The 12,835-nt window shown below is 71.5% G+C and carries 12 protein-coding genes; 9 read left to right on the top strand and 3 right to left on the bottom strand.

What is annotated here, in order from left to right; translation table 11 throughout:
• Positions 1 to 11 precede the first annotated feature (11 nt).
• Positions 12 to 461 (top strand): hypothetical protein, encoded by a 450-nt coding sequence (locus ACPPVX_RS02895; protein WP_426573384.1) that lies wholly within the window; start codon positions 12 to 14, stop codon positions 459 to 461.
• A gap of 15 nt (positions 462 to 476) precedes the next feature.
• Here ACPPVX_RS02895 and ftsH read toward each other — a convergent pair whose 3' ends face one another.
• A complete protein-coding gene (gene ftsH / locus ACPPVX_RS02890) occupies positions 477 to 2,342 on the bottom strand; it encodes an ATP-dependent zinc metalloprotease FtsH (RefSeq protein WP_426573383.1) in 1,866 nt (621 codons plus the stop codon).
• Positions 2,343 to 2,571: 229 nt separating this feature from the next.
• Here ftsH and ACPPVX_RS02885 point away from each other — a divergent pair, with 229 nt between their 5' ends.
• The 8 genes from ACPPVX_RS02885 to ACPPVX_RS02850 are packed head-to-tail and all read left to right on the top strand — an operon-like array spanning position 2,572 to position 10,983.
• Positions 2,572 to 2,787, top strand: a complete 216-nt coding sequence (locus ACPPVX_RS02885) for a DUF3499 family protein (RefSeq protein ID WP_426573382.1) — start codon at positions 2,572 to 2,574, stop codon at positions 2,785 to 2,787.
• 53 nt (positions 2,788 to 2,840) lie between these two features.
• Positions 2,841 to 3,581 carry a CPBP family intramembrane glutamic endopeptidase gene (locus ACPPVX_RS02880; protein ID WP_426573381.1) on the top strand — a complete coding sequence of 247 codons (741 nt, stop codon included), beginning with the start codon at positions 2,841 to 2,843 and terminating at the stop codon, positions 3,579 to 3,581.
• Entirely contained in the window at positions 3,569 to 6,535 is a 2,967-nt protein-coding gene (locus ACPPVX_RS02875; protein ID WP_426573380.1) for a hypothetical protein, read from the top strand. Before ACPPVX_RS02880 ends, ACPPVX_RS02875 begins: the two co-directional genes overlap by 13 nt.
• Position 6,536: 1 nt before the next feature.
• The gene (locus ACPPVX_RS02870; protein WP_426573379.1) at positions 6,537 to 7,379 is read left to right on the top strand and encodes a glycosyltransferase; all 843 of its coding nucleotides are present in this window, start codon (positions 6,537 to 6,539) and stop codon (positions 7,377 to 7,379) included.
• A 12-nt stretch (positions 7,380 to 7,391) separates the two neighbouring features.
• The gene (manB, locus tag ACPPVX_RS02865) at positions 7,392 to 8,756 is read left to right on the top strand and encodes a phosphomannomutase/phosphoglucomutase (protein WP_426573378.1); all 1,365 of its coding nucleotides are present in this window, start codon (positions 7,392 to 7,394) and stop codon (positions 8,754 to 8,756) included.
• A 5-nt stretch (positions 8,757 to 8,761) separates the two neighbouring features.
• Positions 8,762 to 8,995 carry a Trm112 family protein gene (locus ACPPVX_RS02860; RefSeq protein ID WP_426573377.1) on the top strand — a complete coding sequence of 78 codons (234 nt, stop codon included), beginning with the start codon at positions 8,762 to 8,764 and terminating at the stop codon, positions 8,993 to 8,995.
• Between the two features lie 11 nt (positions 8,996 to 9,006).
• Entirely contained in the window at positions 9,007 to 10,050 is a 1,044-nt protein-coding gene (locus ACPPVX_RS02855) for an SIS domain-containing protein (protein ID WP_426573376.1), read from the top strand.
• Between the two features lie 6 nt (positions 10,051 to 10,056).
• On the top strand, positions 10,057 to 10,983 hold the full coding sequence (locus tag ACPPVX_RS02850; protein WP_426573375.1) for a cyclase family protein: 927 nt from the start codon (positions 10,057 to 10,059) through the stop codon (positions 10,981 to 10,983).
• Between the two features lie 29 nt (positions 10,984 to 11,012).
• On the opposite strand, the gene ACPPVX_RS02845 is transcribed toward ACPPVX_RS02850, so the two are convergent.
• Together ACPPVX_RS02845 and ACPPVX_RS02840 are read right to left on the bottom strand one after the other, a co-directional pair.
• Complete coding sequence (locus ACPPVX_RS02845) at positions 11,013 to 12,221, bottom strand: phytanoyl-CoA dioxygenase family protein (protein WP_426573374.1); 1,209 nt, start codon at positions 12,219 to 12,221, stop codon at positions 11,013 to 11,015.
• A gap of 22 nt (positions 12,222 to 12,243) precedes the next feature.
• Entirely contained in the window at positions 12,244 to 12,834 is a 591-nt protein-coding gene (locus ACPPVX_RS02840; protein ID WP_426573373.1) for a TetR/AcrR family transcriptional regulator, read from the bottom strand.
• Position 12,835: the final 1 nt, after the last annotated feature.

Below are 12,835 nucleotides of genomic sequence, written 5' to 3'. Positions count from 1 at the left end.
AGACTGGTCCCATGCTGCAGCTCGTCCTCGTCCTCGTGCTGGGGGTCACCGCCGGCGCCTTCGCCTGGTTGCTCCACCGCCGCGAGCGTCCCGATCCCGAGCGCGGCGCGTCGTGGACGGTCCCGGAGCTGGTCAACCGCGACGACTTCGACCGGCCCGATGCCCCGTGGCTCGTCGCCCTGTTCTCGTCGTCGACGTGCCTCGCCTGCGTCGGCACCGCCGACAAGGCGCAGGTGCTGGCCTCGGACTCGGTGGCGGTCCAAGACATCGACTCGATCGAGCGCAAGGACCTGCACGACCGCTACGGCATCGATGCCGTCCCGCTGCTGCTCGTGGTCGACGAGGTGGGCGCCGTGCGGCGCCACTTCATCGGCGAGCCCACCGCCACGGACCTCTGGGCGGCGCTGGCCGAGCTGCGCGAGCCCGGCACCGTGCCGCCGTCGTGCACCCACGACGGCTGAGGCACGGCGACAGGTTCAGCTCTCGGTGCTGGCCGGCTCGGGCTCCTGGTGGACCGCCGTGGCGGGGTTGGCACCCAGATCGCACAGGCGCCGCACCTCGGCGCCATCGATGGTCTCGTGCTCGAGGAGGCTGCGCGCCACCAGGTCGAGGCCGTTGCGGTTGGTGGTGAGGAGCTCCTCGCAGCGGCACTCGCAGTCGCGAAGGATCTGCTCGACCTCTTGGTCGATGACCCGTGCGGTCTCGTCGGAGTAGTCGCGAGCGTTGCCCATGAGGTCTTCGCCCAGGAACACCTGACCCTGCGAGCCCCAGGCCATCGGCCCGATGCGCTCGCTCATGCCCCACTCGCGGACCATCTTGCGGGCCCGCTCGGTGGACACGACGAGGTCGTTGTTGGCGCCGGTGGAGACCACGCCGAACACGAGCTTCTCGGCGATGCGGCCGCCCATGGCCACCACGATCGACTGCTCCAGGTACTCCTGGTTGTACGAGTGGCGGTCCTCGGAGGGCAGCTGCTGGGTGACGCCCAGGGCCATGCCCATCGGGAGGATGGTCACCTTGTGGACCGGATCGGCGTCATCGAGGATGGTGGCGCACACCGCGTGGCCGGCCTCGTGGTAGGCGGTGAGCTCCTTCTCCTTGTCGGAGAGGGCCATCGACTCGCGGCGCTGGCCCATGAGCACCCGGTCACGGGCGTACTCGAAGTCTTCGCGGGTGATCATCTCGGCCCCGCGGCGCACGGCGTAGAGCGCCGCCTCGTTGACCAGGTTGGCCAGCTCGGCACCGCTCATGCCCGGGGTGCCCCGGGCCACGACGCTGAGGTCGACGTCGGGGCTGATGCGCTTGCTCTTGGCGTGGACCCGCAAGATGGCGAGGCGCTCGGAGTGCTCGGGGAGCGGCACGACCACCTGGCGGTCGAAGCGACCGGGGCGGAGGAGCGCCGGATCGAGCACGTCGGGCCGGTTGGTGGCGGCGATCATGACGATGCCCTCGGTGGCCTCGAAGCCGTCCATCTCGTTGAGCATCTGGTTGAGCGTCTGCTCCCGCTCGTCGTGGCCGCCGCCCAGGCCGGCGCCGCGCTTGCGGCCGATGGAGTCGATCTCGTCGACGAAGATGATGGCGCGGCCGAGCTTGCGGGCCGACTGGAACAGGTCCCGGACGCGGCTGGCGCCGACGCCGACGAACATCTCCATGAAGTCGGAGCCCGACACCGAGAGGAACGGCACGCCGGCTTCGCCGGCCACCGCCCGGGCGATGAGGGTCTTGCCGGTTCCAGGGGGACCGACGAGCAGCACGCCCTTGGGGATGCGGGCGCCGATCTGACCGAACTTCTCGGGGTACTTCAGGAAGTCGACGACCTCACGGATCTCGGTCTTCACCCCCTCGTAGCCGGCGACGTCGGCGAACGTGGTGCCCGGCCGCTCGGTGGAGTACGTCTTCGCCCGCGAGCGGCCGATGGACATGATGTTGCCCATCTGGCCCTGCGCCCGGCGCTGCATGAACACGAAGAAGCCGATGATCAGCAGCGGGAACAGCAGGATCGGCAGCCACGTCTCGAGGAACGTGGGCTGCGGGGTCTTGGGCTTGAAGATGACGTCGTTCTTGTCGAGCAGCGCGCGGTCTGCGCTCGGGAACGGGATGAGGCCGGTGGTCTTGAACTCGGTCTTGTTGTCGTCGTCGAGGTGGCCGGAGATCTTGCCGGTCTTGTTGTCGTACGTGATGTCGTGGACGTTGCCGGCGTCGACCTGCGCGATGAACTTGGTGTAGCTGTAGTCGCTGTTGCTGCGGCTGCTCTGGTTCAGCACCACGAGCAGCAAGACGCCGGCTGCGATGGCGATGGCCCACACACCCCAGCGGGCGGGACCGGTCAGGCGGCTGGGCATGCCGCTGCCCGAGCCTCCGCCGCTGCCCTGCCCACCGGCACCGCCGGGACCACCGGAACCGGACCCGAGCGGGCCGCGGTTGCGGGGTGGGGGAGGGGGAGGGGGCGGTGGAGGCGGCGAACCGTCGGGTGACATGGCGCCATGCTAGGGGTCCGATCCCCCCACGAGGCAGCCGGGGCGGTCACAACCATCCCCCCGCGCCAGCGGATGCATCGGTACCCTGCCGGCCATGCGCCGTGGATGTGCCCGCCCCGCCTGCTCCGAGGCGGCGACCGTCACCCTCTCCTACGGGTACGAGTCCGCCACCGTGTGGCTCGAACCGCTCACCCCCGAGGGCCACCCCATGACCCACGACCTGTGCGATCGCCACGCCGCCCGCACGGTGCCGCCGCGCGGCTGGGAGCTGGTCGACCTGCGCCAGGTCCCGGCGACGATGGCCTCCTGAGCCACTCGGCTGACGGCAGCCCAGCTGCCACCCCCCGTTAGGCTCGCTCCGCCATGGCCATCCCCTACCCGTCCGACGGGCCGATCGACCGCCCTGTGGTGGAGCCCAGATGGGGTCTCGGCGATGCCATCGGCGGCTGGTTCGTCGTCTACAGCGCCGCCATCTTGTTCGGGGCGCTGATCCTCGCCATCGGCGGCTACGCCAGCAAGCCCGACGATGCGCCGCTGGCCTGGATGCTCGTCGCCAACCTGCCCATCTGGATCGGCTTCGTGCTGGTCGCGGTGTGGGTGGCGGCCATCAAGGGCAACGGCTGGATCAAGGACTTCCACGTCTCGATCCGGCCGTGGGACGTGCCGCTCGGCATCGGGGCCGGCCTGGCCGCCCAGCTCATCTTGGTGCCGATCCTGTCGTGGCCGATCCTCCAGCTCAGCGGGAAGTCGGCCGACGATCTGGCCAAGCCGGCCCAGGACCTGGCCGACAAGGCCCACGGTGCGGGCGGGGCGCTGCTGTTCATCGTCGTCGTCGGGATCATCGCCCCGTGCGCCGAGGAGCTGTTCTTCCGCGGGCTCATGTACCGGGCGCTCGAGAAGCGCTGGGACAAGTGGTGGGCCCTCGGCCTGTCGAGCGTGGTGTTCGCCGCCACCCACCTCGAGCCCCTCCAGTTCATCCCGCTGCTGGGCGCTGGGCTGGTCTTCGGTGGCCTGGTGGTGCGCACCGACCGGCTCGGGCCGGCGGTCCTGGCCCACATGTCCTTCAACCTCACGACGGTGGTGGTCCTGCTGTGGCTGAGCTGACCGACCCCGACCTGCTGGTCGACGAGCCCGACCAGCCCATCGAATCCGAGGCCGACCCGTTCCCCACGGTGCGCGAGCGGATCGGCGCCTGGTGGGACCGGGTGGTCGATCGCGCCGCGGCCGATCCCGGTCTGGTGGTCGAGGCCTGCGTCACCATCGCCGTGCTGGTCCTCGGCACCGGGCTGGTGCTGGCCACGCTGCACCCCGCCGACCTGTTCAGCAACACCACGCCCACCGGCGGCGACCTCGGGTCGCACGTGTGGGGCCCGCGCTACCTGATCGACCACCTGCTGCCGCACTTCCGGCTCTCGGGCTGGACCCCCGACTGGTACGACGGCTTCCCGGCGTACCAGTTCTACATGGTGGTCCCGTCACTGATCGTGGTGCTGCTGACGGTCGGGCTCGTCTGGTGGCTGGCCATCCCCCTGGCGCTCGTCTCCATCGCCATCGGGCTCTCGGGCTGGACGCGCCGGCGCCTCTACCCGTACCGCTGGGTCCTCGCCACGGTCGGGTTCATCCTGTTCAACCTGGCCGTGCCGTTGTCGTACAACCGGTCGTTCAAGCTGGTCACCGCGCTGGGCCTGCTCACGCTCCCGCTGGCGTGCTGGGCGCTGGCCAAGGCGGCCGCCCTCAAGTTCCCGATGCCGCCGCTGTTCGCGGCGGCCGGCGTGGTGTTCATCTTCAACCGGGAGCCGGTGTTCAACAACACCGGCAACATCATCGGCGGCAACTTCCAGTCCACGATGGCCGGCGAGTTCGCCTTCTCCATCAGCCTCACCTTCGCCATCCTCTACCTGGCGGTGGCCGTCCGGGGGCTGCGCACGGGCAAGCACCGCGCCCTGGCGGCGGTCCTGTTCGCGCTGGCCGGGCTGTGCCACCTGATCCCGGCGTTCTTCGTGCTCGGCTGCACGGCGGCGCTGTTCCTGGTGCACCCGGATCGCAAGCGGTTCCGCTGGCTCATCACCATGGTCCCGGTGGCGGGCCTGCTCACCGCGTTCTGGGTGCTGCCCTTCTACCTGCGCAGCGACTACGTCAACGACATGGGCTGGGAGCGGCTGCCGCTGGCCTCGGGCGACGTCACCTCGGTGTCGTACTACCTCTACCCGGGTGCGCTCCGGTACCTGTTCCTGCTCGGCGGGCTGGGCGTCGTGCTGTCGTTCGTGCGCCGCTACAGCGTCGGCGTGGTGCTCGGCCTGGCGTGGCTCGGCGTGGCCCTGGGCTTCTGGCACCTGCCGCAGGCCCGGCTGTGGAACGCCCGGCTGCTGCCGTTCATGTACCTGTCGGTGTCGCTGCTCGCCGCCATCGGCGTGGGTGAGACCATCCGGATCATCGCCACCGCGGCGTCGGGCGACGTCCGCCGGCCGCTGCGCCTCGTCACCGTCGGCGGGGCGATCGCCGCCGCGTTCGGCGCCCTCATCTACGCCGCGCTCCCCATCAACACGCTCTTCCCGCACCAGGTCACGCGCGTGGCCGTCACCCAGGGCGCCAGCGGGGTCACCAAGACCAAGTCGTCGTGGGGCCCGTTCTCCACCACCGAGCTCAACCAGGCGGCCGGCTGGTCGGCCACCGACTACCGGGGCCTCGAGAAGAAGGAGCCGGTCCCGGCGGGCTGCGCCGACCCGGGATCCACCGTGGCGTGCACCTCGGGCGGCTGGCCGGAGTACAAGCACCTCATCCAGACCATGGCCGGCATCGGCGAGGACCCCCGCTTCGGCTGTGGACGGGCGTTCTGGGAGTACGACTTCGACCGAGAGGGCGGCTACGGCACGCCCATGGCGCTGATGATGCTCCCGTACTTCACCGACAGCTGCATCGGCTCGCAGGAGGGCCTCTACTTCGAGTCGTCGGCCACGGTGCCGTACCACTTCTTGATGCAGGCCGAGCTGTCCACCAAGCCCTCGAGCCCCCAGCGGGACCTGCCCTACCCGGGCTTCGACATCGACGCCGGTGTGCGGCACCTCCAGCTGATGGGCGTGAGGTACTACATGGCATCCACGCCGAACGCCGTCGACCAGGCGAGCCGCCACCCCGACCTCACCGAGATCGCGGTCAGCGGCCCCTGGCACATCTACGAGGTCGCCCAGTCCGAACCGGTCTCCGCGCTCACGAACCAGCCGGTCGTGCTCAAGGGCGTCGACGAGAGCCAGGACGGGTGGCTGCCCACCGCGTCGTCGTGGTTCGGCAAGCAGAGCGACCTCGACGTCCTCCTGGCGGCCAACGGTCCCGAGGAGTGGAAGCGGGTCACGGCCAAACCGGTCCCCACCGACCTGCGCCACATCGTCAAGTACGCCCGCGACCAGCTGGGCCAATCGGGTGCCATCGACCAGGTGCCCGAGCTCACCCGCACCGCCCTGCCCCCCGTCAAGGTCTCCGGCATCGACATGGGCAGCGACACGATCTCGTTCAAGGTCGACAAGGTGGGCGTCCCCGTGCTGGTGAAGGCCTCGTACTTCCCCAACTGGGAGGTCAGCGGGGCGAAGGGGCCCTACCGGGTCTCGCCCAACCTGATGGTGGTGATCCCCACCAGCAACGAGGTGTCGATGCACTTCGGGCGCACCCCGGTCGACTGGCTGGGCATCGGCCTCACCCTCCTCGGCCTCGTGGGCCTGGTGTGGCTGGCGCGCCAGCCCGCCATCGCCGTCGAGCCGGAGCAGCAGCCCCGGCTGTCGAAGTGGATCGACCGCCAGCTCACCATCGAGCGAGCCGCCGCCGCGCCGCCGGCCGACCTCGAGGTCCCCGCCGTCCCCGTCCCCGTTCCCGTCGATCCGGCACCGGTCGATCCCGCCGATCCGGCTGAGCCTGCCGCCCCCAGCGAACCGGCGCCGGTCGGTTCCCGCGCCTGGGCCGATCCACGGGTCGACGCCGAGCGGACCTCGTCGGTGGAGCCGGGTTCCGTCGACGACGAGAGCATCTGGACCACCGACCCCGCGGATCCCACCGTCGAGGACCGCTGAGGTGAGCCGGCCGTCGCGGGCCGTCGTGGCCCGTACGCTCACCGCCCCGCGCCCCCTGCCACCGGCTCCCGGAGGCCCGCGCCTGAGCGTGGTGGTCCCGGCGTACCGCGAGGCGGCCGCCATCGCCGCCACGGTCGAGCGCATCCGCCGCGAGCTCGCCGCGGTGGCGACCGACGGTGGCCTCGAGGTGGTGGTGGTCGACGACGGCTCCGGCGACGGCACCACCGATGCCGCCGAACGGGCCGACGCCGACCAGGTGATCTCCCTGCCGGTCAACCGCGGGAAGGGGGCGGCCGTGCGGGCCGGCATGCTGGCCGCCACCGGGCGCACGCTCGTGTTCACCGACGCCGACCTCTCCTACGCCCCCGCCCAGATCCTCCGCCTGCTCGACGCGGTCGAGGACGGCTGGGACGTGGTGGTGGGCAACCGCCACCACCAGGACTCCAAGGCGCTGGTGGCCGCCGGCACCCTGCGCCAGGTCGGCGGTCGGGTGATCAACCTGGCCACCCGGGCGGTGCTCGTAGGGCCGCACCAGGACACCCAGTGCGGGCTGAAGGCCTTCCGCTCCGATGTGGCCCGGGTGATCTTCGGGCACAGCCGCATCGACGGGTTCGCCTTCGACGTCGAGGTGATCCACCTGGTCGAGCGCTACGGCCTGTCGCTGCAGGCGGTCGAGGTCGAGGTGGTCAACTCCGACAGCTCCACCGTCCACGTGGCCCGTGACGCGCTCGCGCTCCTCGCCGACCTGGTCCGCATCCGGCGCGGCTCGGCGCAGGGCCTCTACGACCTCAGCGCGTCGGACCGGAAGGCCCTCTCGCTCGGGGACGCCCAGCCGGGCGAGTAAGGTCGCTGGGCCATGTCGGACCTCGATGCCATCTTCAAGGCGTACGACATTCGGGGGACCTATCCCGATCAGATCGACGCAACCGGTTGCTACGCGATCGGTGCCGCCTTCGCCCACTTCGCCCTCCAAGAGGGGGGTGCTGTCCCCGAGATCCTGGTCGCAAGGGACATGCGGCCCTCCGGCGTGGAGCTCGCCGAGGCCTTCAGCGAGGGCGTGAGGTCCCAGGGCGTCGACGTGGTCGACGTGGGCCTGGCCTCCACCGACCTCATGTACTTCGCCTCCGGCACCCGGGGCGCCCCGGGGGCCATGTTCACGGCGTCGCACAACCCGGCCCAGTACAACGGCATCAAGTTCTGCCTGGCCGGGGCCCGCCCCCTCGGGCTCGACTCCGGCCTCGACCAGGTCCGCGAGCTGGCCCGCACCGGCGTGGCGCCCGTCGCCACCAAGGGCGGCACCAGCAGCGTCGACCTGCTCGGCGCCTTCGCCGACCACGTCCGGTCGTTCGTCGACACCTCGGTGTTCAAGCCCCTGAAGGTGGTGGCCGACACGGCCAACGGCATGGGCGGCCTCGTGGTCCCCGCCGTCTTCGACGTGCTCCCGTTCGACCTCGAGATCATGTACAAGGAGCTCGACGGACGGTTCCCCAACCACCCCGCCGACCCGCTCCAGCCCGAGAACCAGCGAGACCTGTGCGCCCGCGTGCGCGAGGTCGGCGCCGACATCGGGTTCGCCTTCGACGGCGACGCCGACCGCGTGTTCGTGGTCGACGAGCAGGGCATCGGCATCTCCGGCTCGGCCACCACGGCCCTCGTCGCCGCCGGCGTGCTCGAGAAGGAGCCCGGCGCCACCATCCTGCACAACCTGATCTGCTCCAAGGCCGTCCCCGAGGTGGTCCGCGAGCGCGGTGGCACCCCGATCCGCACCAAGGTCGGCCACAGCTACATCAAGGCCGAGATGGCGGCCACGGGCGCCGCGTTCGGGGGCGAGCACTCCGCCCACTACTACTTCCGCGACAACTTCCGGGCCGACTCCGGGCTCATCGCTGCGATGCACGTGCTCGAGCGCCGCTGCCTCGGCGACCAGCCCATGTCGGTGCTGCGCCAGCCGTTCGACCGCTACGCCGACTCCGGCGAGATCAACACCCAGGTGAACGATCCCGCTGCCGTCATCGACGCCGTCGCCGCCCACTTCGCCGCCGAGGTGCCCAGCTCCACCCAGGACCGGCTCGACGGCCTCACCGTCGACTTCGGCGATTGGTGGTTCAACCTGCGCCCGTCGAACACCGAGCCGTTGCTCCGCCTCAACCTCGAAGCCCGCACTCGCGACGAGTGCGATGATCACACGTCCGCTCTGCTCCACCTCATCACCAAGGGATAGACCTCATGGCCCTCGACCCCAAGCTCCTCGAGATCCTCGCCTGCCCGGAGGACAAGGGCTCGCTGCTCTACTTCGAATCGGAGCAGGCGCTGTACAACCCCCGCCTCAAGCGCCGCTACGAGATCCGCGACGACATCCCGGTGATGCTCGTCGACGAGGCCACCACCGTCGACGACGCCGAGCACGAGCGTCTCCTCGCCAAGGCCGAGGCCGACGGCACCCCGTCGACCCTGTCGTAGCTGCCGCCCCCATGGCTGACCCGATCGACTCGCTGGGGTTCCGCGAAGCCGTCTTCGACCTGCCCGAGCAGATGTCGGCCGCGGTGCGCAGCCTCACCGTCACCGGGCCGCTGCCCGACCACGACGAGATCGCCAACGTGCTGGTGCTGGGCACCGGTGCCGCCGGCTGGGTCGGCGACCTGCTCGGCGCGGTGGCCGGGCCGTTCATGCCGGTGCCGCTCGCGGTCCACAAGGGCTTCGAGCCCCCGTCGTTCGTCGACGCCTCCACGCTGGTCGTCGCCATCTCGGCATCGGGTGACTCGCCCGAGGTGCTGGCGTCGGCCGGCATCTGCATCGAGGCCGGCGCCAAGCTCTTCGCCATCACCAGCGGCGGCCAGCTCGGCGCCCTGGCCGACGCCACCGAGTCACCCACCGTCTTCTTGCCGCACGCCTCGTCGGCCACGCCGGTGCCGCCGCGGGCCCGCGTCGGCGCCCTCGCCATCCCCGCCCTCAAGGCCTTCGACACGCTCGGGCTCTTCCCCGGCGGCCGCGACTGGATCGCGGCGGCCATCGCCCAGCTGCGGGTGCGCCGCGACGAGCTGACCGCGGATGGCAACGCCGCCCAGCACCTGGCCCGCCACCTCGAGGGCACCCTGCCGCTCGTCTACGGCGGCGGCCTCCTCGGCGGGGTGGCCGCCACGCGCTGGAAGGCGCAGATCAACCAGTGCGCCAAGTCGCCCGCCTTCGTGGGCGAGCTGCCCGACGTGGTCCACGGCGAGCTCGCCGGCTGGGGCCAGCACGGCGACATCACCCGGCAGATCCTGTCGCTGGTGCTGCTGCGCCACGACGAGGAGCCACCCGAGGTGTCCGAGCAGTTCGATCTGGTCGAGACCTGGTCCGACGAGGTCATGAGCGAGATCCACACCGTGCGCGCCCAAGGCGACGGGGCCCTCGCCCAGCTGTTCGACCTGGCGTTCTTCGGCGACGTGGTGGCCCTCGAGCTCGCCGCCATCGCCGGGATCGACCCGGGCCCCACCCCGGTCATCGCCCGGTCGCCCGAGTCCGACGCCTCCTGACGCGCCGTGCCCAAGCTCCCTGAGCCCCTGCTCGCCCTCGCCGACCGCGTCTCCAACCGGGGTCGCTGGGGCGCCGACGACCGGCGCGGCACCCTCAACCTGATCGACCCGGCCGCCGTCCGGCGCGGCGCCGCCTCGGTGCGCCAGGGCCGCCCGTTCTCGCTCGCCATCCCGTTCGACGCCGACGGTCCGCAGACCGGCGGCATCCCGGGGCGCGACAACCCGAGCCTCGAGATGATCGCGGTCAACGTGGCGTTCGCCGGCTACCACGGGTTCACCACGAACGACGAGAAGATGGCGATGGGCACCCAGGCCGCCACCCACTGGGACGCCCTGTCGCACGTGGGCTACAGCGGCGAGCTCTACAACGGGGTCCCGCTCACCGCGGTCACCGAGGCGGGCGCGTCGGAGCTGGGGATCGAGTCGTTCGGTCCGGTCGCCACGCGCGGGATCCTGCTCGACGTGGCCCGGCTGCACGGCGTCGACCACTTCGACGACAACCGCCCGCTCACGGCCGCCGACCTCGACGGCGCCCTCGCCCTCACCGGCGTCACCGTGGAGCCGGGCGACATCGTCGTCGTGCGCACCGGGCACATGCACTTCCTGCGCATCGGCGAGAAGGACCGCTACCGCACCACCAGCCCCGGGCTGTCGGTGGGGACCATCGAGTGGCTGCACGACCACCAGGTCGCCGGCGTCGCCACCGACACGCTGGTGCTCGAGTGCTTCCCCGGCGAGGACCCGGCCGCGCTGCTGCCGGTCCACATGATCCAGCTGCGCGACATGGGCCTGGCCCAGGGCCAGATCTGGGCGCTCGACGACCTGGCCGCCGACTGCGCCGACGACGGCCAGTACGACTTCTTCCTCAGCGCCACGCCGATCCCGCTCACCGGCGCGTCCGGCGGCATGGTCGCCCCCACCGCCGTCAAGTAGCCCCCATCGCCTGAACGTGCCGCCGTGGGTCAGACGGTGCTGCGCTGGGTGACGGTGAGCGGCGCCGACTCTCGTGCGGTGGCCACGAGCCGGCGGTGGGCTCGCTCCTGCGCAGCCGGATCCGGGGGCGGAAGCGTGAAGCTCGTGTAGAGCACCCGGCGCTCGGCGGTGGTGGGTGGCTGCGCCATGTGCAGCGTGCAGCTGAGGTGCAACGTGACGTCACCGGTCTCGGTGGCGAGCGGCACGTCGGGGAGGCCCAGCTCGGTCACGTCGAGCAGCGACGGCCAGATGAGCGCTCGGTTGGACCCGGCCACCACGCGGAGCTGGCCCGTGGTGGGACCGGCGCCGGTGACCGAGACGCCGACGGTCAGCCGAGAGCACTCGTAGCTGTGGCGCCCCAGGCTGCAGTCCTTGTGCCAGGGCACGTCGGAGATGCCCGACGTGACGCCGATCGGCTTGAACAGCGCCTCCCACCGGCTCTCGGCGAAGCCGCCGAACCGGTGGCCGCAGCCCGGGATCCGGCCGAGGGCGAGGAAGCGGTCATCGGCCAGGAGGGCGTCGGCCGTGGGGGAGTGGTCCTCGAAGTGCTGCATGCGGACGAGGCGGTCGGAGCCGTCGGCCGTGCCCGCCCACCAGCTGCGGCCGTCGCCGTTCGAGTACGTGCCCGCGGCGGCGTCCATGTCGGCGCTGATGCGGGCCATCTCGCCGGGCTCGAACACGCCGCGGAGGTGGGCGAAGCCGGTCTGCTCGAGGAAGGTGCGCACCTCGCCGGGGTCGTCGTCGAGGGTGAAGGACCTCGCCAGGTCGGCGGGGAGGTCCACCTCCGAGGCGGGGCCCTGAGGGGACTCGTCGAGGGCGTCGCGCAGGACCAGCCACCAGTCGAGCACGGAGCCGATGCGACCGTGCGGGAGGTCGAGGGTGCCGGCGGTCATCAGGCCGATCGGCGTGATCTGGTCGGTGACGAGGTCCTGGAGCAGGGCAGCGGTGAGGCGCAGGTGGACGTGGCGGTCGTGGGAGCAGCGGTCGCCGGGATCGACGCGCGGGACGCCGTCGTGGAACGCGAGGGTCCAGGGCGAGCCGTCGACCTCGAGGAGCAGCGGCCGCGGCAGTGGCGATGGCGGGCCGGCGGGGCGGGGCCAGCGGCGCACCAGCGCGGTGGGGAGGTCGGACGAGAGGAACGCGCCGGGCTCGACGGCCACGGGGTCGGCGTCGGATCGCGTGCGCAGGTCGACGGACATGGGGCCCCTTGGAGGCTGAGGATCAGTCCCGCGGCGGCGGGGCGACGAGATCGGTCACGGTGTCGATGTACTGGGCTCGGTCGACGCCCCCTGGCGGCGTGCCGAAGTACTCGGTGGCCAAGGTGTACCCGATGATCGAGCTGAGCACCACCGCCATGACCCGGTGGGCGGCGGTGGGATCGTCGTCGCCGAGCAGCCCCGAGATGCGCACCGCGTCGTGGCGGAGCCCGCCCTCCACCAGCTGCTCCGACACCTCCGAGGCCAGCTCCGGGATCCGGCCCTGCTCGCGGGCCATGATCGCCAGGAGCGGGCCGAGCGCATGGAGCGTGTGGAGCCCCTCCTCGATGATCAGGCGCACCGCCGAGCGCAGGTCGGCTTCGGGATCGAGCGCCGGCGGCTCGCCGTCGTGGGCGATCTGGACGTTGTCGATCTCGCGCCGGACGACGGCGGCGAGGGCCTCGTCCTTCGTCCGGAAGTAGCGGTAGAAACCGCCGCTGCCCGACGCGAGGCCGGCCGCCTCCTCGAGGTCGGTGATGGGCGTGCCGTCGACCCCTCGGGTGGCGAACGCAGCCAGCGCCGCATCGAGGATCCGGTCTCTGGTCGATCCTGACACC

The organism is Aquihabitans sp. McL0605 (genome assembly GCF_049993875.1).
Taxonomy (GTDB): Bacteria; Actinomycetota; Acidimicrobiia; order Acidimicrobiales; family Iamiaceae; genus Aquihabitans.
This window is presented reverse-complemented; position numbering and strand designations above follow the sequence as displayed.